Source organism: Bacillus sp. CZDM1, assembly GCF_055502545.1.
The window spans coordinates 1-21,798 of the sequence record NZ_JBUESO010000006.1; the positions used below are offsets into that span (position 1 = coordinate 1).

General features: G+C 40.9%; 17 protein-coding genes and 1 riboswitch. Of the genes, 5 read left to right on the forward strand and 12 right to left on the reverse strand.

Annotated features, from left to right (window positions below):
• Positions 1-233 precede the first annotated feature (233 nt).
• The 5 genes from ACY3XC_RS14890 (at position 234) to ACY3XC_RS14910 (ending at position 6,401) form a co-directional block, all read left to right on the forward strand.
• Positions 234-779 carry a helix-turn-helix domain-containing protein gene (locus tag ACY3XC_RS14890; RefSeq protein ID WP_464869263.1) on the forward strand — a complete coding sequence of 182 codons (546 nt, stop codon included), beginning with the start codon at positions 234-236 and terminating at the stop codon, positions 777-779.
• A 43-nt stretch (positions 780-822) separates the two neighbouring features.
• Positions 823-2,868 carry a hydantoinase/oxoprolinase family protein gene (locus tag ACY3XC_RS14895; RefSeq protein WP_464869264.1) on the forward strand — a complete coding sequence of 682 codons (2,046 nt, stop codon included), beginning with the start codon at positions 823-825 and terminating at the stop codon, positions 2,866-2,868.
• A gap of 2 nt (positions 2,869-2,870) precedes the next feature.
• Positions 2,871-4,619, forward strand: coding sequence for a hydantoinase B/oxoprolinase family protein (locus ACY3XC_RS14900; RefSeq protein ID WP_464869265.1), 1,749 nt, complete (start codon positions 2,871-2,873; stop codon positions 4,617-4,619).
• A gap of 3 nt (positions 4,620-4,622) precedes the next feature.
• A complete protein-coding gene (locus tag ACY3XC_RS14905) occupies positions 4,623-4,952 on the forward strand; it encodes a cupin domain-containing protein (RefSeq protein WP_464869266.1) in 330 nt (109 codons plus the stop codon).
• A 105-nt stretch (positions 4,953-5,057) separates the two neighbouring features.
• Positions 5,058-6,401 carry a purine-cytosine permease family protein gene (locus ACY3XC_RS14910; RefSeq protein ID WP_464869267.1) on the forward strand — a complete coding sequence of 448 codons (1,344 nt, stop codon included), beginning with the start codon at positions 5,058-5,060 and terminating at the stop codon, positions 6,399-6,401.
• A 1,117-nt stretch (positions 6,402-7,518) separates the two neighbouring features.
• Here the strand turns inward: ACY3XC_RS14910 and ACY3XC_RS14915 are convergent.
• The 12 genes from ACY3XC_RS14915 to ACY3XC_RS14970 all read right to left on the reverse strand — a co-directional run bounded on the left by ACY3XC_RS14915 (position 7,519) and on the right by ACY3XC_RS14970 (position 21,628).
• The gene (locus ACY3XC_RS14915) at positions 7,519-8,772 is read right to left on the reverse strand and encodes a LysM peptidoglycan-binding domain-containing protein (protein ID WP_464869268.1); all 1,254 of its coding nucleotides are present in this window, start codon (positions 8,770-8,772) and stop codon (positions 7,519-7,521) included.
• 252 nt (positions 8,773-9,024) lie between these two features.
• Positions 9,025-9,312, reverse strand: coding sequence for a transposase (locus tag ACY3XC_RS14920; protein WP_464869269.1), 288 nt, complete (start codon positions 9,310-9,312; stop codon positions 9,025-9,027).
• Positions 9,313-9,440: 128 nt separating this feature from the next.
• Entirely contained in the window at positions 9,441-10,238 is a 798-nt protein-coding gene (locus tag ACY3XC_RS14925; protein WP_095250193.1) for an energy-coupling factor transporter transmembrane component T family protein, read from the reverse strand.
• A complete protein-coding gene (locus tag ACY3XC_RS14930; protein WP_464869270.1) occupies positions 10,222-11,685 on the reverse strand; it encodes an ABC transporter ATP-binding protein in 1,464 nt (487 codons plus the stop codon). Before ACY3XC_RS14930 ends, ACY3XC_RS14925 begins: the two co-directional genes overlap by 17 nt.
• Before the next feature lie 14 nt (positions 11,686-11,699).
• Complete coding sequence (locus tag ACY3XC_RS14935) at positions 11,700-12,281, reverse strand: ECF transporter S component (protein ID WP_464869271.1); 582 nt, start codon at positions 12,279-12,281, stop codon at positions 11,700-11,702.
• A 67-nt stretch (positions 12,282-12,348) separates the two neighbouring features.
• Positions 12,349-13,047 carry a thiaminase II gene (tenA, locus tag ACY3XC_RS14940; RefSeq protein WP_464869272.1) on the reverse strand — a complete coding sequence of 233 codons (699 nt, stop codon included), beginning with the start codon at positions 13,045-13,047 and terminating at the stop codon, positions 12,349-12,351.
• A 192-nt stretch (positions 13,048-13,239) separates the two neighbouring features.
• Positions 13,240-13,348: riboswitch (TPP riboswitch) on the reverse strand.
• A 432-nt stretch (positions 13,349-13,780) separates the two neighbouring features.
• Positions 13,781-15,193, reverse strand: a complete 1,413-nt coding sequence (locus ACY3XC_RS14945; RefSeq protein WP_464869273.1) for a YfcC family protein — start codon at positions 15,191-15,193, stop codon at positions 13,781-13,783.
• 61 nt (positions 15,194-15,254) lie between these two features.
• Positions 15,255-16,436, reverse strand: coding sequence for an amidohydrolase (locus tag ACY3XC_RS14950; RefSeq protein ID WP_464869274.1), 1,182 nt, complete (start codon positions 16,434-16,436; stop codon positions 15,255-15,257).
• A 147-nt stretch (positions 16,437-16,583) separates the two neighbouring features.
• Complete coding sequence (locus tag ACY3XC_RS14955; RefSeq protein ID WP_464869275.1) at positions 16,584-17,885, reverse strand: ArsR family transcriptional regulator; 1,302 nt, start codon at positions 17,883-17,885, stop codon at positions 16,584-16,586.
• Positions 17,886-18,308: 423 nt separating this feature from the next.
• Positions 18,309-18,440, reverse strand: coding sequence for an FbpB family small basic protein (locus ACY3XC_RS14960; protein ID WP_368737793.1), 132 nt, complete (start codon positions 18,438-18,440; stop codon positions 18,309-18,311).
• Between the two features lie 543 nt (positions 18,441-18,983).
• Positions 18,984-20,411 (reverse strand): M20 family metallopeptidase, encoded by a 1,428-nt coding sequence (locus ACY3XC_RS14965; RefSeq protein ID WP_179159001.1) that lies wholly within the window; start codon positions 20,409-20,411, stop codon positions 18,984-18,986.
• Positions 20,411-21,628: an MFS transporter gene (locus ACY3XC_RS14970; protein ID WP_179159002.1), complete on the reverse strand. Its 1,218-nt coding sequence runs from the start codon at positions 21,626-21,628 to the stop codon at positions 20,411-20,413. The genes ACY3XC_RS14965 and ACY3XC_RS14970 overlap by 1 nt, the downstream gene beginning before the upstream one ends.
• Between the last annotated feature and the right edge of the window lie 170 nt (positions 21,629-21,798).

Here is a 21,798-nt window from a genome sequence, read left to right on the forward strand (position 1 = left end):
CCAGAGTAATTTATTCATCACTGATTCCTTTTTATAATTCTGGTTTTATAGTGTCTACTTTAAAGGTCGCAACGCACTGGCACCAATATCCCCCCTCTCTATCCCCACAAATAATTATTTTTAAAATTTTCTTTAAATTCCAAATCTATTTTGTTATTATATGATTACAGTATTACTACAAATATTTTTCAGTATAGCTGGAATTTTATTGTATTACTTTAAAGGAGTTTACAATGGATGAAATTTACAAGAAAATAAAGGAACTTCGGGTTCAAAGAGGGCTTACTTTAAAGGAGTTGAGCGAACGTACGGACTTGTCGATCAGCTTTATATCACAGGTGGAACGAGGCGCCACTTCCTTAGCGATTACCTCGCTGAAGAAAATAGCGGATGCATTGAATGTAAAAATAACAGAATTTTTCGAAAGCGAACAACCGAGTGAAACGTATATGGTCAAAAGGAATGACCAAAAGCCATTCCAATTAAAGGGTTCCGATTTTATTTACGCAAGATTGAATGGCGAGTTTGCCGGGAGATCATTGGAACCCATTTTGGTTACAGTCGCTCCCAATCAGAAAAAATCCCAGCAATATGGCCATTCAGGTGAAGAGTTTTATTTTGTATTAAAGGGAATGATTCTTTTTCACATTGATGGAAAGGAATATGTGGTTCGTGAAGGAGATTCACTTCACTTTCCGTCCACTAGCTCACATGCCCTCGAAAACCCAACAAATGAAGAAACTATTTTATTGTCTGTGTTAACCCCAGTTATTTTCTAACTGATTATAATTCAATCAAGGATTTAAGAAAGGTGGAGTATGCATGCGTGTAGCAACAGATATTGGCGGAACATTCACTGACTTAGTTTATGTCAATGAAAACGGTGAAATTGGAGTGGCCAAAAGCCATACCACGCCGCCACATTTTGAAAAAGGTGTCATTGACGTTATTGAAAAAAGTGGGATTGATCAAACAGCCATCCAAACCTTCATTCATGGAACAACCGTCATCATTAATGCGCTGACAGAGCGTAAGGGTGTAAAAACGGGATTGATCACTACCAAGGGATTCCGCGATGTCATTGAAATTGCGAGGGGAAACCGTCCAGACTTATTTAATGTCCGTTATCAAAAGCCAGAACCGTTTGTGGAGCGTTATTTGCGCCAGGAAGTAGAAGAGCGCCTTAACTATAAAGGTGAGGTTCTCACGCAGTTAAACAAGGCGCAATTAAAAGAAATTATTGCTTATTTTCAAAAAGAAGAAGTAGAAGCGATTGCGGTATCCTACTTACATTCCTACGTCAATCCGGTTCATGAAACGGAAACGGTGGAGCTCATTAAGGAGCTTTGGCCAGAAGTAGCCGTTACAGCCTCCCATGAAGTAACCAAGGAATGGCGGGAATATGAACGGACAAGTACAACTGTCTTCAACTCATATGTGAAACCGATCGCTGCCTCTTACGTGAATCGTTTACATACGAAACTTTTAGAAAATGATACAGACAGCCAGAACTACATTATGCAGTCTAATGGCGGCACCACAACCTTTAACAGTGCCAAGCAAACACCCATTAACATGGTAGAATCCGGTCCGGTTGCTGGTATTTACGGGGCAGCAGTCCTCGGCGAGATTATCGGCGAAGAGAATATCATCGCGTTTGATATTGGCGGGACGACAGCGAAATGTTCCCTTATTAACCAAGGTGAGGTAAAGGTATCGACGGATTATTATATTGAGAAAAATGAACGCAATGCCGGCTACCCGATTAAAGTGCCTGTCGTTGACATTGTTGAAATCGGAAATGGAGGCGGTTCCATTGCCTGGATTGACGGTGCCGGCTCCCTAAAGGTTGGACCTCAATCGGCAGGTGCCCTGCCTGGACCGGTTGCATATGGACAAAGCGGTACCGAACCTACTACAACCGATGCCAATCTGATTACCGGCCGTCTGTCTCCGGAAAATTTCGATTACAAAGTGGATTTGGAAAAAGTAAAAGGTGCCATCAAGGAAAAAATTGCTGATCATTTCGGGTTGTCCGTGGAGGAAGCGGCTTTAGGTATTATTCGCATTGCCAATTCCAATATGTTAAACGCGCTCAAGTTGATTTCGATTCGTAAAGGCCATAATCCGCGAGACTTCTCGCTCGTCGCATTTGGCGGCGGCGGGTCCATGCACGCACCTGCACTTGCGAAAGAACTAGGTGTGAAAAAAGTGATTGTTCCAGTCGCTTCTTCGGTTTTCTCTGCTTGGGGAATGCTGATGACCGACTTGCGTCACGATTATATCAAGACCTATATTAGAAGATTTAATCAAGTGGAGTTAACAGAGCTGAACGACGAGTGGGCTTCCCTCGAAAGACAAGCGCTTGAGCAATACAAAGAAGAAGGTATGGAAGAAGACAAGGTGGTATTCTCAAGATTTGCCGATATCCGATACTTAGGTCAGGAACATACCGTGAAAGTCCCGGTTTCAAATGGTGACTGGACAACAGACACCGTTCACGAAGCGATCAAAAGGTTTGGCGATCTTCATGAGCAGAACTACACCTTTAAACTGGATGGCACACCAACTGAAATCGTGAACCTGCATGTAACTGCGTTTGGCAAAGTCGAAAAACCTGCGATTAAAAAATGGGAAGCTGGCAGCAGCACGGCGGCGGATGCCTTAAAAGAAACACGCCCGGTTTATTTCGAAAATCATGGCTGGGTGGATACAAATGTTTATCACCGCCAAATACTAGGTAAGCATGTAGAAGTAGCTGGTCCGGCAATTATCGAGGAAGCTTCTGCTTCAACCGTGATTTATCCAGGTCAGTCGTTAACGGTAGATGAATATGGGAATTTAATCATTGACACGGGGGTGGAGTGAAAATGACACAGGCAGTGAAAACAAAGGTTGATCCATTTACACTCGAAATTGTAAAAGATTCATTGATTGCGATTGGCGATGAAATGTTTATTGCATTAGCAAAGACTTCGATGAGTCCAATTATATATGAAGTTCTGGACTATGCCAGTGGTCTATTAGATGCCAAAGGTCAGTTATTGACCCAGGGGAACGGGGTTACCGGTTTTATTGGGATGCTCTCCGACATGGTCAAGCAAACTTTGAAAAAATTCGGCGACGGAAAATTAAAAGAAGGCGACATTATCATCATTAATGACTCCTATGGCGGCGGTGGTTCCCACCTCTCTGATGTTGGGCTCGTAATGCCGATTTTTTACAAAGGAGAGCTTGTCGCTTTTTCCGCAAACAAAGCTCACTGGACAGAGGTTGGCGGGAAAGACCCAGGATCCTTCAGTAACGACGCCACGGATATTTTCCAAGAAGGCTTGCAATTCCCTTGTGTGAAGCTTTTTAACGAAGGGGTAATCAACCAAGCCATCGTGGATATCATTGAGGCAAATGTCCGCTTTCCGGAATTATCATTAGGAGATATGTGGGCCCAGGTTGCCGCTCTAAAAACAGGAGAAAAGCGTGTGATCGAAATATGTGACAAGCACGGAAAAGAGATCGTGCTTTCATCGGTGGAATACCTGTTAGACCATGGCGAACAGCTGGCGCGTCAAGAGCTGGCCAAGCTGCCTAAGGGAACGTATGAAGCAGAAGGATTCATCGATGATGATGGGTTTGGCAATGGTCCATTTAAAGTGATAGTGAAGGTCACGATTACAGAAGAAAAATTCATTGCTGACTTCCGCGGCAGCCATCCGCAGGTGCCAGGACCAGTTAACTGTTCTTATACCGCGCTTGTTTCGGCTGTTCGTGCGATCTTCTTAGCGATTACGAACCCGTCCCAAGATGCCAATGATGGGGTATTTCGTCCATTAGAAGTCATTACCGACAAAGGTTCCATCCTTTCGGCTGAACGTCCAGCCCCGGTATCCATCTACTGGGAAAGCATGCAAGCAGGTGCTGACGTGATTTGGAAGGCACTTGCACCAGTGGTACCGCATCGTTTAACAGCCGGCCACTTATTATCGGTCTGTGCGGTCGTTTTATCTGGTCTGCATCCGGATACAAAAGAGCCATTCCTGATTGTTGAGCCATCCGTTGGCGGATGGGGTGCAGCGGAAGGCCAGGATGGGGCAAGAGGACAATTCTGTATCGGTGATGGTGAGACCTACAACGTGCCTGTTGAGGTCGCGGAAACGAGATACGGCGTAATGGTTGATGAATACAGCCTTCATACAGACGGTGCAGGCGCCGGCGAATATATTGGCGGTGCAGGCGTCATTCGTTCTTACAGAGCTTTGACGGATAAGCAATCTGCTTCGGTCACGTTTGGCCGTCATAAGTTTGTCCCGTGGGGAATTAACGAAGGCAAGGATGGGTCCGGGAATAAATTTTATGTAGAAAAAGCGAGCGGAGAAGTGGATGGCCCGTACGGCATTTATCCAAGATATCCATTAAACACCGGGGATGTGGTGAAACTTGTCACGGCGACCGGCGGCGGTTACGGTGATCCGTTTAAACGTCCGTCTGATAAGGTGGCTAAGGATGTTAAGAATGGGTACCTTTCTATTGAGCAGGCAAGAGAAGATTTTGGTGTGATCGTAAATCCGGGAACGTATGTGGTTGAAGGGTTAACAGCAGAACGAGAGCAGAAGGGAGTTTAGAGAATGGAAGTTTTAAAGATTGAAGGCTTAGAAGTAGATGCGAATGCAGCGGTACCTTTAAAAACCGTTTTTAAACAGGATGCTATTTCAGGAGACCTAAAGGTAGGACACGTCACGATTCCCCCAGGAAAAAGGGTTCCTTTAGCTGGTTTCTCGAACCATAAAGAAAATGAGTATTCCATTGTGGTCAAGGGTTCCATTGTGACAGAAACCAACGGGCAGACCTATCGAGTCACTAGTGGGGATGCGACGTTTATTCCCGCAGGGCAGGAACATATCGCCTATAACGATGGGGATGTGGACTGTGAGATCGTTTGGGTATTAGTAGGATAATAGATTTTAAAAAAGCCTTGCCGGGCAAGGCTTTTTTTCTAACAATATTTTACTGAATATTCCAAACATAACTGCTTTGCAAAAAAATAAAGGGGTTGAGGAGAAATGGAAGATGTTTCTTTAAGAAAAGGCGGGGGTAAGGACGAGGCTCTTGCGGCGGTGCCATTGAGTGAGAGGCAGCATTGGATTTCGCCAGCAGTGATTTTTGGTGGATTAGAGTTTACGATTCCTGTGTTGATGGTAGGTGCCTCCTTAACCGCCAGCTTTGGGTTAGGAAAGCTTTTTTGGATCCTGGCGATTGCTCTATTTGGTTTTCAATGGATTGGAAATGCTGTGGCTGGATATATCGGTGCGAAAACAGGACGATCATCATCAGTAATAGCTAGAACGAGTTTTGGCTCTGCCCAAGCACGGTTTATTGTCGGCCTGACCATCTTTATCGTTTCGATGGGCTGGTGGGCATTGCAGACGGCTGTTGCTGGTAATGCAATTTCAGCGATGTTTGGAATTAACTATGAAACACAGTGGATTCCATGGGCGATTATCACGGTCATTGCTGGACTTCTTTTCGCGCTTCCGTCCATTATTGGCTATTCTTCCATGAAATGGACCGATTATTTAGCAGTCCCGGCTGGTTTGTTGTTAATTGCAGGAGGAATCTTTTACGCTTTAAAAAATATCGGGTGGGAAACGATTATGGCTTGGAACCCTGAGCCACAAATGACGTTTTTAGCGGCTATTAGTTTAATTATCGGTATCAATGTGTCCCAGTGGGTGATTGCTTCTGACTACACCCGCTATGCCAAGCCTACTGTTAAGGACAACGCACTTATTCCTTTAGGAATCGTGGCCGTTGGTTTCCCGTTGTTCTATGTAGGGGCCATAATGTCGATTGGAGTTGGTGACGCGGATATCGTAAATGTAATGATGAATTTAGGTTTCCCGGTTTGGGGCTTTATCATTTTGTGGCTTGCTACTTGGACAAGCCAATTGGTGAACAACTATAGCATGGGCCTTGCCCTGTCCAATATGTTAAACGTGAATTCAAACAAAGGCCGTGCTTTATTGACATTGGCTGGGACACTTGTTTCCATTGTCGTTGCCTTAGCAGGAATTTTAGATTATTTTATGGATTTCTTATACATGACCGCCCTTATTTATCCAGCAATCGGCGGAGTCATGATGGCGGATTTCTTCTTTATCCGCAAGCAGCAATGGGTAGATAATAAAGGGTGGAACTGGATGGCTACCATCGCCTTAGTAGTAGGTACGCTAATAGGCTATTACACCCAATATGTTAATCCAATGGGACTTCCAGCGGTTCAATCGATCATCGCATCCGGGATTATTTATATCCTAGTTATGAAAATCAAAGCAAAGGTTGCTCCAGATCACTTTACCAAAGTTCTAGAACAACACGAAACAAACCAAAAGGTAAAAGTAATATAATGCACAAACGCGCTGGGGAGACATAACCTCCGGCGCGTATTTTTTTTGAAATAGGAATCAAAGCAGGACTTTCATTTATATTAACAACCTACTCATCTGAACCTCGCCTTTAAAGAACTTTTTACAAAGGAACCAGGTTCCAGTGGGACGGTTCGAGATCACGGAAAAGTCCATTTCTTAAAAACAAGTAGGCAATTACCTACCATAAGTAGATATCTGCCTTCTTTTACTTATTATATATTGATGAAAATTATCCTTCATTGTTCAAGTAACGACTTTTTTCAGTGGTCTCGGGCGGTTCTCTTGGCTCAAATCTGGTTAAACTCGAGACTCCCTGGGAACCATCAGAACCGCCCATGGTCTTCTTAATAAAGAACTATCAATCTTCGACAAATATCGGGGAGTGACAGGCACCATAGCCACCAGTCCTTTTAAACCAATACTTAATACATTGACCGTCATAAAGCAGCCTCCAACATAACATATTTTTCATTGCTATACATAATTGGAATCACACAAAAGAATTGAGGAAAAAGTAAACGTAGCTTATTTCTGAAGATTAATAAAAAGGAGTATTACAATACTAACTTTCTACAAAATAATTCAAAATCCTGCAAAATATTTTCAAAGAATAAAAAAATACTAAGAAGCAAAAAGGGCGGAAGCTGACAAAGCTGTTACTTTTAAATAAATGATTAATTGTGTATAATGGACATATAATAAAAAAGAGAAGTGCTTCTAACACTCCTCCATGCAGCCTATACCGTCAGGGTGATGGTTGTCTACGTTATTTTTTGTGTGAACCACCCTTTTGCTTGCTACGGCGCGGGGTGGTTTTCCTGTTTTCTAGTACGTTTTTCCGAAAGAAATTTGCACTCACTTCACGCACAATCCCCTTCAGAACTTCTCGTAAGATTTCAAGAAAAGTTTCCAGTATTATCACCCCCTTCCCCTATGAAGGAAAAGAAGATTGACAATCCGGCCACCCCAACAAATATTCAGCTGCGACTCCATTCTATCACTCTTTACCTATCTAACAACCTATCAATCTTCGACAAAAGTCGGGGAGTGACTGGCACCGAAATCAAATACCGGAGAGTGACAGGCACATAGATATTTATTGAATGGATACTAAAGTCAATTTTGTACCCCTTTTTCCTTCCAGTGTTAGTGTTGCTTTCTTTCCTTGATGATTAATTAATTCATTAATCATGTTGCCCGTTGCTTTTGCAGCATATGTAGTACCTTCAGCCGTGATAAATCGAAACGTTCCGTTATCATCTACCTTGCCTATTTGAGCTGTTATTATTATTTGATTGACAGTAGGTGCAGTAGTCGAAGGGATTTTGATGGTTTGTCCAATTTTCATCTTTGTTGGTTCCACTCCTGGATTTAGTTTTTGAATCTGTGAAACAGAGAACCCTAATGTTTTACCGATTTTTGTAAAAGTATCACCGCTCTTAATCACATAGGTGCCTGTGTTATTCAACGTATCATTAATGTTTTTGTTTGGTTCGTTATTCGTTAAATAGGTTTGACTAACAAATGCTATTTTGCCATTGAAATGAATCTTAGCCCAACCATTAGAAGTGGATATCATGGACACACGATCGTTTAATTTCAAAGAGCCAATGATAGCACTACTCGTAGAAGCTGCTTCTCTTACTCTCAACGATGTTGCCGTTACATACATGGTTTTAGTAGTTGGACTTGATTCAACCGCTTGTTTTGATGTAAGATAATCCGCACTCACAAAACAAACTCTTCCTTTAATCAAAATGCCAGCCCATCCGTCTTCTTCGAATACAAACTTAACCACATCACCTTTTTTATACTTTCCGATAATACTACTTTCAGTGGTCGGTTGGGATCGAATATTTAGTACAGTGGCGGTAACCATTCGATCTTCTACTTTTGGTAAGAGAATTTTCTTTCCGTTAATGGAAGTTAGGCCATTTGCATTTAATATTCCTTCTACTGTTACCCCATGTTTCGCAGCGATCGCTTCAATTTTTTCACCACTTCTTACCTGATAGGTATATTCTTCTATCACTGTTGCGGCACTCGAAGTAATCGAAGAGATACCAAGAACTACGGTAAAAATTCCCGTCACGACCAATCTTTTTACTGGATTTTTTTGAATCCATTGGCTCACCTGTGCTACATATGTATTCCAATTGGCACGAATATCATTTAAGAATCCTTTAACATCTAAGACATTCCGGATATCAAAATGATTTACGCTCTTGTAATATTCCCGTTTTTCCATCCTTGAAGTGAAAACTGGTAAATTTTTGGGTTGCTTGCCTTTTCCATGCGCTTCTTTCCTGCTTACCTTTAATTCCCCATTTAAAAATATCTCTGTAGTCAAAATTACCGCTTCTCCTATTCTCTCTAAGATGAAAGTCATCCATAATATTTCCTATAAACGATTCGATGGTTTATAAAATTTTTTGTCCCTTTTTGTCAAAAAAAGTAGAAATTAGTTTAATATGGTCCCACTTCCATATTTATGATGAATATCCCGACTTTTATGCAAATATATAATTGGAATTTTAGGATTCTAGGAGTACTTTCTAATTCTAATAGGTGAACGATTCATCAAGCATCACAAGTTGATATGTTACAATAACTGCGAAAAAAAGCTTTCAATAACAGCGTTATCCCAACAGTTAGCCTTTTGTGTCATACTTGATATGAAGTGTAGCTCCTTACTTAGATTGAGATACATGTGTGATCTGTAAACACTTCCTTGGTCGCTATGGATCAGAACGCCCTCCAATGTATCCAATTTTCGCTTTTTCTGTGCTGCCTTGAAGGTGGCTTTTATCCGTTCCTTATTAGGGCTTGAACTTATTTCAAAGCCAATCACTTCACGGTTAAATAAATCTATTACCGCAGAAATATACAACGAAAAACGAATCCAGCATAGAATGGGATTCGTTCCTAAAATGTTTTATTTAAATTACCAAAATGCATCATAAATATCGAATTTATTGATGTCTATTTTTTGGGCGCTTGACCACAGGCACCCATATGTTAATCGCGAACATCTGTAACTGGAAAAAAGGGGAATTCCTGAGCTAGATAAAACGATAGACCCGTTAGTACAACAAAATAACCAACAAAGACAACATCAACTTTCGAAAACCCTATTTTGTAATAAAATGTGCGTTCCTTTGAGTAATCAAACCTCTTTGCTTCCATAGCGACGGCTATACGAAAAGCTCTCCGGATGCATTGAGACAGCAATGGAATCGAAGTGATTTTGAATAGGTGAAAAAGACCATTCATTCCAGCACCGGTTCTCACTCCTCTCACTTTTTGAGCACTGCGAATATGTTGAAATTCTTCGATCATGATCGGCATTAAGCGAATTCCAGCCATAAAACTATAGGAATATTTTGGATTAAGCTTTAACTGCTGCATCATCGAATAAAATAAATACACGGGCCTTGTTGTAAGGGCAAACGTTAAGCCCAGCAGTGCATAGGTTAAAGCCCTGAATCCCAAGTGAATTCCTCGAAATAAACTTTCTTCTGTTACATGGACGAGACCCCATCTGAAAATAGTAGTATCCCCTTTACCAAAAAAGATCATCGAGGTGGTCGTCGAGATGAAAATAAATAGGAACGGTATCGAGAATAGCAAAATTCGCTTATATGGATGACCTGTAAAAAATACAAATAGGATCATTGTCACAATGGTAAAAAGAATCATCTGATTAAGGTTATGAATAAAAATCACCAGGATAAACAAGAAAATCATTGTCAGGAGCTTCAGACTTGGATTGATTTTATGAAGCCATGTTTCTCTGAAATCAAATGTAGTGTGCATAAGCTGCTTGGTCCTTCCCCTGATGTACATGTTCGTTTTTCCAATCTTTGACGACCTTACCGTTATCAATCTCCCAAACTCTTGTCGCGAAACGCTTAACGATTTCCGAATCATGCGTGACCATGATGATGATGCACCCTTTTTGCCGTTCCCTCTCTAACAACTCAAGCAGATGGAATGTATTCTTGGAATCCTGCCCAAACGTAGGCTCATCCAAGAGCAAAAGCTTTGGATTTTCTACAAATGCAGTCGCCACACTCAGTCGGCGTTTTTGCCCTATTGAAAGATGATAGGGATGGTGGTTCTGTTTTTTTGATAATCCAAATATGGCTAACAGCTCATCCACCCTCTCTTTAATGATCGAGGGTTCTTCCTTTTTCACAGTGAGAGCATAGGAGATTTCTTCATAAACAGAGTTTGTGACAAATTGATATTCAGGATTTTGAAAGACAAAATAAGCTTCCTTTTGGAGTTGTTTGATATTCTGTATAATTTCTCCATTCAATACATAGGTTCCCGACGTTTTCAGAAGCTGCATCAATGATAATAGCAAGGTACTTTTTCCTGCTCCATTATCACCAACCACCGTGATCCATTCCCCCGATTGAGCAGAAGCGTGATCAAGTTGAACTTTTATTTCTTTTTTCCGGTACCCCTTAAAGTCCTCTAAAATCAGCGAGTGGTTGTAACCGTGTCCAGTATTCGATTCGAAAGACAATTTGTAATCATCCCAAACCCCAGGGTACCAGATACCATATTCTTGTAGTTGTTTACGATAAGAGGAAAACACGGTTTTCACATCATCATCTGCAATGATCACCCCGTCATAATTAAAAACAATGACACGATCTATAAAATCCAAAATGTGATCAATCTTGTGTTCGACAATAATCACCGTTTTATCTTTAGCGACACTCTTTACACTATCCCAAATTTGTTTCGTGCCTTCTTCATCAATCAGCGCTGTTGGTTCATCTAAGAATAAACATTCAGGATTGAGTGCTAATACGGATGCAAGCGCAAGTCGCTGCTTCATGCCTCCAGATAGAGATTGGATAGAAGAATGATAGAGGTCCAATCGCAGCCCGACAGCGGACAATAATTCTTCAATCCTATCAGGCATTTCACCTCTTGGCACAGTAAGATTTTCTAATACAAATGCAAGCTCTTCATCGACATATGGCATACAAAATTGTGAATCCGGATCCTGGAACACATAGCCCCAGGATTCGGGATAGTGAATATTTCTATACTTGATCGGTACTTCTATAGACTTTGGAATTAATCCTGAAAGTGTTTGTAAAAGAGTTGACTTACCGCATCCAGAAGGTCCGAGTAATAAGACCTTCTCACCTTTTTTAATGGTAATGGATAAATCTTTGAACAGCAGGTTGTCGTCTCCCGGAAACTTTAATCTAAGCTGTTCGACCATCGCTATATTTGTCATGTCTTCACCCCTGATTATTGATTTAAGGCGTCGTAATCTTCTTTGGAAGCAGGACGAAGTAAATTGGTAACACCTGTAGCCTCTAGTGCCTTCGCAATGCCAAATGCCATAAACCCAGTAAAGATAACGGACCCAATCAACCTGAAACCAATGAGCAGCATCAAGTTCCATGTTGACAAATCACCCATATATCCTTTGTAGTAATCCATAAATAGGGACCCAACTGCCGCACCAATTCCAGCTAAGCTAACAACTAGTAAATCAAAGCGCTTATACCTAAAAGCCATTATGACAAGTTCAGCAAACAACCCCTGTACAACACCATACAAAAGAACCTCCAGTCCAAATTCAGACCCCATTAGAAACTCTCCAGAAGAAGCCGCAACTTCCGCAAGAAATGCCACACCAGCTTTGCGTATGATTAAGAACGCAACGGTCGCAGCAATAAACCACATTCCGTAAATCAGCTGGTCAATATGTAATCCAAATGGTTTTACTGCGTAATAAAGCGGTCCCCAAATTTTGTAAACAATCCCAAATGCGATGGATATCACGATGGTTACTAAAATGTCCGTTAACTTTAACCCTTTTTTCATTGTTTCATTCTCCTTTTTTAGCAAAGGGGAGAACTCATTCCCCTTTGCGAACATGATCTTTCCCTTATTAGCTAATATTAAGTTGTTCTTGGGAATTCACTTCAATGGGCCATTTTTCGAATGTATAAGCCATTTCCCAGAATAAGTATTCGTATTGACAGCTAATTAAGAAATGATCAATCATTCGACTTTTTTCTTTTTCGGAAGCGGTTTTTGCTAGCTCATCTAGACGATCCAATTGCTCCTGAACCAATTCGCCAAACCATTCTCCACCATAGGCCGCAATCCATTCCTGATAGATCGGTTCATCCGGTGTCGCCCCTTTTAACTGCTGACCGATATCATAATAAATCCAGTAGCATGGTAGAATAGCGGCGATAATCTCTCCTAAACTTCCAGATGCCCCAACGCGATATAGATGGGAAGTATAGGCATAAGCCGTTGGTGCAGGCTGGAAGTTTGCAAGCTCCTCTGATGTAACGTGCAGTTGTTTGATGAATTTCTCATGTAAGCTTAACTCTGCTTGTGAAGTGCCTTGCGCATGAGCAGCCATTCTTGCTGTAGTATTTAAATCTTCTGCTCTCGAAGCACCAATCGCTTGAACACGAGCAAAGTGTGATAAATAATAGGAATCTTGTAATACGTAATAGCGGAAACTTTGTAAATCTAATTTTCCACTAGCAATTCCTTGAACAAATGGGTGTTCTAGATTCGCATCCCATATCGGAGCTGCTTTATCTCGTAGAATTTCAGTAAATGTAGACATACGATACCTCCATTTAATTAATTGCTTAGTTTTCACGTTTAATTGTCGTTTTCAAAAACATACATTTAATACTTTGTTAGATTGATTGTAAATACATCCTTGTTTGCCGGCAGCGGACGTATTTTTCCAATAAAAAAACCACTTTCTGTTGGAAGAAAGTGGTTGTATCGGAACGTGATTGAAACATAAGGAGTTCCCGTTACACCACTTCCCTACGCTGGTTTGATCCAGATCAGGTTCTAAGAGTCTTAAAGTTTCACTTTAATCTCAGCCTTCTTAAAAGGCACCCCTAGTGGTATTTTTTATGAAATTAGTATTCAGATTATTATGTTATCACTATCCACAAGATTGTCAAACATTTTATTCAGTAAAAATTGATTCAAGGCTTTGTGGGAGTTTTTTTGTGTAAGAGCCAGCGAACAAAAACCCAAGACCCTTGGGAGTGACACCGATATTTTCAAATCCTTAAGTCTTTCGTCAAATAACGATTTAATACTTCTCAACTAAACGTTTAATTAAAAGTGCCGCGAACCCTTTTGAAAAACGAACTTTAGCCTCATTTCAAGAGAATTTCTTGTCGAGGAAAAGTTTTGGTTTCTTCTAGAATACTTCAAAGATAGCCAATAAAAGTTGCTTGTTACAATTAACGACGGGGTGTTCCAGAATGTCATAGTATTATCTAATACACCAGGCACCGATATTTCGACGGGATGAACACCCAGATTAACCGTGCCTACATCGGTCCCCAACCGATAAGTACCGCGATTGTGAGCATGACAATAGCGATTCCACACCATATGATGAATAATGGGAGCATCCATTTTGCCCATTTTATCCAAGATACACCGGCGACAGCTAGACTCGCCATTAGTGTTCCTGATGTTGGGAAAATACTGTTTGTAAAGCCATCTCCAAATTGGAATGCTTGTACAGCAACCTGCCTTGTAATCCCAATCATGTCTGCCAATGGGGATAAAATCGGCATGGCGATCATAGCTTGACCACTACCCGAAGGGACAAGAAAATTAAGAACAGCGTTTGCGGCAAACATGCCCAGTGCAGCCAATACCGGAGGCATATTCTCTAATGGAGCTGCAAGGGCATTTACAGCCGTATCCAAAATCTTCGCATTTTCCATGATAATGAGTACAGCTCTAGCTACACCTATAATTAACGCACCATATACAAGTTTTTGGCATCCTTCTAAAAAGGTGACGGCGATTTTATTGTAATTCATTCCCGCAATCACACCGGAACCAAGCCCAATCACAATAAAAAACGCTGCCATATGATCAATACTCCATTTAAATTCGATAGTTGCATAGACAAAGAATGCCAACGCTAGTCCTACAAAACTTAAAATTGTTTTATGTCGGGAAGTAAACGGTGCTTGTAATTCTTCTTTCGAACCACCGGAGCTTTCCAACACGCCAATTAAACTTTTTGAGGGATCCGCCAACACTTTTTTGGCATATCTCCATGTATATAAAATTGTCACTGCAACAATAATAACGAACGTGATAATTCGAAGCGTCATTCCTGAAAATAACGGAAGACCGGCAATTGATTGAGCAACTCCAACCGTATAAGGATTTAGAAAACCTACATTGAAACCGGCAAATGTTGCACCAAACGTAATGGCTACCGCCACCATCGCATCAAGCCTAAGAGCCCTTGCGATAATCATTCCGATCGCTACAAACGGAATAACGGAGTTGGCAACTGCACCAATTGCTCCCCCTAATGCAAACAAAATCGAAACAACAGCGATAAGCAAAAATTCTTTGCCTTGTGTTTTATTAACGGCTCGAAGAATTCCTCCTCTAATGGCTCCAGACCGTTCCACAATCTCAAACGCCCCTCCTGCAAAAAGAACGAGAAAAATTAAACTGCCAGATTGAACCATACCAGATTGCAAGGCAAGAAAAATGTCCATAAAACCTGCCGGATTTCGATCAACTTGACTATATGTGTCAGGTACTACCCTTTCAACTCCATTTACAACCTCACGTTCAAATGTTCCCGCCGGCGTAAGATAAGTTGCTGCAACCGCCAGCAGCATGACTAGAAAAAGAATAACGTAAGTGTCAGGCATTTCCCATTTTCTACTTTTCATCGCTTTCACCTTTTCTGTATTAGGGTTCATCCATATTCAACTCCCCATGGTTTAAAGTATATTTTCTTACAGTAATACGGGCATTTCTTTTTCAATACGATCCCAGCAGCTTTAAAGCGGCATGAACGAATAGAGTAACACCGTTAGATAAAGAGTCTTCATCAATGTTAAATCGAGGATGGTGATGAGGGAAGTCTGTTCCTTTATCCCTATTACCTGTTCCTGTGAAAAAATAAGTTCCTGGTGCTTCCTTTAGAAAAGCGGAGAAATCCTCAGCGCCCATATTCGGTTTCATATTAACCAACGCTTCTTCTCCCCATAGTTCACATACAACCTCTTCAATGATAGCAGCGACTTTCCCATCATTCACAACAGGGGCAGCACCTTCATTGTACGAAAATTGATAGTCAGCTCCATGTGCTTCCGTTACACCTTTTACAATCCGTTCCATTAAATGGGTAACGGTTGGTCGAAGTTCGGTGTTAAAGAGGCGAACTGTTCCAGCAATTTCAACTGAACCTGAAATAATATTCATGGCTGAACCACTGGCAAATTTGGTAATCGAAAGGACTACGTTATCTAATGGATCCAAATTGCGGGATACGATATGCTGCAGGTTGGTGACAACCTGCGCCCCGACTGCAATAGCATCGACCGTTTGGTGCGGAAGTCCAGCATGCCCGCCATGACCGTTAATCGTGATTGAAAAAGTATCTGGCGCTGCCATAACAGGACCAGGGGAAACACCAAATTTCCCTGTTTCCAGCGGTGTCCAGAGATGGGCACCAATGACCAGGTCTACTTCCTCCATTACGCCAGCCCGAACCATTTCAGCCGCCCCCCCCGGTGCTAACTCCTCGGCATGCTGGAAGAGGAAACGAACTTCACCTCTTATTTGCTCCCGTAATCCAGACAGGATCTTGGCTGCTCCCAGCAATATGGCTGTATGACCATCATGACCACATGCGTGCATAACACCGGGATTTTGCGAGCCATACGAAAATGAATTCTCTTCTTGAATGGGCAAAGCATCAATATCAGCACGGATTGCCAGTACTTTCCCGGGATGAGCACCAATCAAACGTGCCATCACACTCGTTTTTGTAGGGCGCGAAAGTTCCAAATGCTCAAAAGATTGGAGGGTTTCAAATATGAACTGAGAGGTTTTTTCCTCCTCGAAGGACAATTCCGGATACTTATGGAGATGGCGCCTCCATGCAATAACTTCATGCTGAATCTCCTCAACGAGACTACTAAATTCAATTTTTTTCAAGCTTAAGCCTCCCCTAAAATATGACCTATACCATTTAAGGTTTATTAACGGTTGTGACCATAATTATATAACGAGTCGTACTATTAACGCTAGTGGTAATTTTCTGTTAATTTTTTTAAAAAAATAAACAAGATAGCAAGTATCTTGTCATAAAGTAATTCGATAGATTTTCCTCGGCCGTCCCCTTGGATGAGGATTTTCTTCAGCGACCGCTTCCGCTAATCCATTATTCTCCAATATCGTTACGATTCTTCGGGCGCTGCGAGGCAAAATTTTCATATGTTGTGCCAGATCATGGGCATTGATTTCCGTCGTTCCAATCTTTTTTAAAATAGATTCTAGTTTACTTAAAGTGGCGACACTAAGAGAGGTTCGTTCACTTAATAATTGTAATTGTTCTGAGGCAAACCCATAAGTGATTTGCTCTGGCTGCCCTAATGGACCCGTAATGGTTTTATCGTCAAAGACGACCATCGTTGTTCCTTTTTGAAATTCTTTTGCATGAAATAAGGCCGTTCCGGCATTGATCTCTGCCTCATAAGCCGTTTGTCCGATCCCAATTCCACATGTGACTCCATCATTGCCGGTCAAATGAAGAACAGCGAAATCCGGCAGAACAGTAAAATCTTGGGTTGCCTCCTTCAAAATCCCATGAGTGGTAAATATGACATAGCGGCCAGGTCCAGCAGATTTTAACGAACCATTTATTTTTTTAGCGTATTCAAGAAGCCTTTCGGTCATTTTGATTTCAACTTTATGGATTTCATCCGTTGAAAACGTCTCTTTCGTTAAACTGAAAAAAGAATCGAATTCAATCATCTGCACCGCTATCTGAGAATCCTTAAAACGCAATGTTTTTTGTGATTGCCGAATGAGGGCTAACGTCGAAACAATAGCAGAGCGTGTCGGAAGAACTCTAAACGCGTGTACACCAAGTTGCTTAAGCTCATGCTGTGCATTTTTTAAACAAGTCACCGCTGCCATTGTCTTTCCTTTTTTCCAAAGGTCATAGTGAAATTGAACAACTTTTTCAGTTTGAATTTCCTCTTCATAATGGTTTAAATACAAGGGCTCAGGATTAATTGCCAATTCCAAGAAAACCCGTTCAAGTTCGGAAGGATGAAACGTATCAAAGCTTAACTGATTAAAAGGGATATTATGGTGATAAACAATATATAGTAACGTTTTATATAAGCTGGATCCGGAAGAGGGCACGTAAAACATCGGCTGGGTTAGACCAGACCATTTCTTCGCATACCCATAGGGAATTTGTCCAGAAAATAGCCACACATCCACATCCTCTGCATATGCTTTTAATTTTTCGATAATCTCCTCATCTTTCCAGTAGGAAATGGGTACAAAACTAAATTCAGGATAATTAGAGACCACCGATCCCATAATTTCGATAGAATCCTCCGCACCAAATAATCCTAAACGAATCTTTTTCAAATTGCCAATCCACCTTTCTATTGAGAGTATTGCCAATATTATTGTAACATAGGAGGAACCTGGCAATTTTATTTTATGATTGAGGGTATAAAATTCAGCCTTTACATCCTAATTATGAAGCAGGGGAATCTCTCCCATGCTTCCCCGAAATTAATAGTAAAAATCTTCATGCCGGCCTTTTTGAAAAACGAACCTAGATCTGTTTTCAAGAATCGTTTTGTCGTGGATAAGGCTTGGATGTTCACGAAGAGTCTACAGCGATAGTATGGAAAAGAATTGTAAAAACTTATAATCCTGCTTGGCCTGCCTGATTCAGCATCACATTCGGACAATCATAAGTAGAAAAAGCAAGAGGGTGAAATCAATGCGATTTCACCCTCAAAACAATCTCCTAATTGCACCTTATAACGATCCCTGTTAAGATTAGGCCAGCCTTTTCAATTCATGCCGCTCTTCTATCCGCTGTTCAATCTGTTCCAGAGCCTTTTTATCGTTTAAAAGATCCTTTTTATTTTCTTCAATAAGTTCCTTCATGGATTTAATTTCTTTACGCACTTTTTATCTTACTCCCTTTATATTATATTAATCTGAGTATTCTATATTTAATTATACGCCCAATCGAACAATTCAATCGATTGATTAAATCGGGTTTTACCCCTTTAAAGACAAGCATTCTGATCAATAGTACAAGAAAAAGATGTTGAAATTTGATTATCACTAGTTATCAAGATAATACCAATCCCTGGATGGGTGCCTGGCACCCGGTTGTTTTTGCACATTAATAAAGAGTGGCTGATTCAAAAGATATTTCTGCTTTTGGATCAGCCACTCTTTCATCTAGGTTAGATTGACAGAAATCTTAAACAGCTTCTAAGGCAAATTGTTTATCATTAAAATAAATAATTTCAGAAAGAATCTTGTAACCTTGAATGTTCTTGAAAGCTTCTCTCGCTTCTTGTTCCGTATCTAGTTCAAACATGGTGATTTTACCTTCTGCATAAATTAAAACCGTTTCTATACAAGATGTCCAAACTTTACAAGAAACATATATTCCATCAAAAGTAACCTGATTTATATAGTACTTCCCAGTATAAAAAGTTAGTTTCGATTTTGCGCAGGCAAAATTTCTTTAGGAATCGGACATTGATAAACATTGTTGCCTAATCGTTCTTTCAATTCTTGTTTGCATTTTTCAAGAAGTTCTGGATCTTTCATCACTTCAAGTGCCGTACCGGCTAAAACCTTTCCTGCTTGAAGCATTCCTTTATGACCAATAGAGGTAGAACCAATGGAAACCACTTGCCAAGTGTGTGCAGGTGTTCCCAATACCCAGCATGCAGTACCAACCTGCGCAGTTGGTACGATCCAACTAACATCACCAACATCTGTCGAGCCTCCGAGAGGTGCATCAGCTATATCATCTGAGTACGGGTAAACCATATCGAATATCGGTTTATCCTTTAGATTTCTTGCTATCTCCTTCGGCAATTTGCTGATTTCATTGGCCTTATCTTCTTCAGATAATGAAGCATGCAGCTGTTTGGCGAAACGAATTTCTTCTTCAGTATAAGATGGAACACCGACTTCTTCGAACACTTCAGCCATCTTAGCGTTAAGTGTCACATTGCCCATCAGATTGGAGCAGGCTTTATCAAACACAATCTCAACTTCCGTACCCGTCATAAGTGCAGCCCCTTTTGCGATATTACATACTCGTTCATAAATTTCTTGGACTTGAGGCGTTTTAGGGGCACGGATTAAATATAGCACCTCAGCTTCCGCTTGAACGACATTTGGCGAAAACCCACCAGTGTTCGTAATCGCATAATGGACTCTTGCTTCAGAAATGATATGCTCACGCAAGTAGTTGACCCCTACATTCATGAGCTCTACAGCATCCAGTGCACTTCTTCCCAAATGAGGTTGAACGGCAGCGTGTGCACTCTTTCCTTTGAATTTGAAGTAAACTTGGCAGTTTGCCAGAGAATTTCCAGGTAAGATCGTATTCGTAGTCCAAGGGTGCCAGCTTAAAGCAAAGTCAACATCGTTAAAACATCCTTCGCGTGCCATATATGTCTTACCTGAACCGCCTTCTTCAGCTGGACAACCGTAATACTTGACCGTTCCTTGCAGACCTTCTTTTTCCATCATATCTTTCAGAGCGACCGCAGCAGCAAGCGAACCGGTTCCTAGAAGATTATGTCCACAACCATGTCCATTTCCACCTGGTTCAATTGGATCGTAGACGGAAACCCCGCTCTTTTGACTTAGTCCGGAAAGCGCATCGTATTCCCCAAGTATGGCGACAACGGGGCTTCCAGAACCATAACTGCCAACAAAAGCTGTATCAATGCCTGCGAGTCCTTTTTGAACTGAAAACCCCTCTGATTCAAGAGAACGACAAATGAGGTCTGCAGAACGGAACTCATCGAAACGTGTTTCGGCAAACTCCCAAATTTGGTTGCTCATACTAATCCATTTATCTTTTTTTTCGTCAATTAAATTTATAATGTGATGAATATCCATTACGCCGCTTCTCTCCCTGCTGCATTTTCAGTTGAATTTAACTTTAAGAACAAGCTTGCAATAATTGAAATGAAAAGTGATCCAATTAATAAAGTGAAAGCCCCGTTATAGGATCCATTAAATAAAGTAAGCGTATATCCGATTAGGGTTGGTGCAATCGTACCAGCCATTTGTCCACCAAAATACATGATACCAATGGTCGAACCCATTGTATTTTGTGGAAAATATTTTAACGGAAGGGCAAGTACAACCGAAAGGAGTCCTACACCAAAATAAGCCAAACAAAGGAATGTAAGTGCCATCGATATAGATTCGGCACTCATTGTAAAATATAGAGCGACCATGCCAATGATTGCACCAGTGATAATGATAAACTTTTCTTTTCCTGCAGCAATTTTATCCAATGCCCATGAGCTGAGGATAATAGCGATGATCGAACATGCAACCGGCAGCATGGAAATGAATCCTGTTTTGACAAGTTCAAGCCCACGTACGTTTACCCAATAAGAAGGAAGCCATGAGTTTAATCCCCAGTTTACCATGCTCATACCAAAGTAGATCAGCATCAGCAACCAAGCTGTAGGGTTTTTCAAAACCTTCAAATAAGATACTTTTTGTTTTTTTGCCGTACCAGTTTGTTGCGCTCTATCCGGCAAGTATTTCCAAAGTAAAAGAAGGAAAACAAACCCGAGTGCCCCAAAAATGTAGAACATTATGTTCCAGCCGACACTTTGAATAAGCACTGCTGCAAGCAAGACAGCTATGATTGACCCGATTTGAGTGGATGCAGATAACACTCCTTTTGCCCTTCCACGTTCTTCCTTCGGAAAATTTTCTGCCAATGCTACAGAACTTGCGGATGGAAAGCTTCCTTCTCCAATTCCAAATAGGAAGCGAATAATGATCAGTGAAACAAATGACCAAGCAAAGCCGGTAAAAATAGTAAAGATTGACCAAACAAGCAATGAAATAAGAATGACTTTTTTCGAACCGTATTTATCTGTCAGCCAACCTCCAAGTAATTGCATTAAGGCATAGGCAAGAAAGAAACTACTAATGACCATTCCACCTTGAGTAGGTGTTAAACTGAATTCTTTAGAAATGGCGATAATTGCTACGCTCATGGAGTTTTTGTCTAAATAATTGACAACCCATGTTAAAAATAGAAGAGTTAAAACGGTGGTTTTTGTTTTATTATTGTAAATGTTTTCTTTCATAAAAGTTCCCCTTTCATTTTCCTTTTTAGAGTTCTTTTTTAGAAACCTAAAAATACTCTATTTATTTTTAGACCTATTTAAGACATTTCTTAAAATAAATTATATCAATCATTTTTCGTAATAACAAGAAAATTCTGATTAGATGATTGATTGGTTGGTGAAGGATAAAG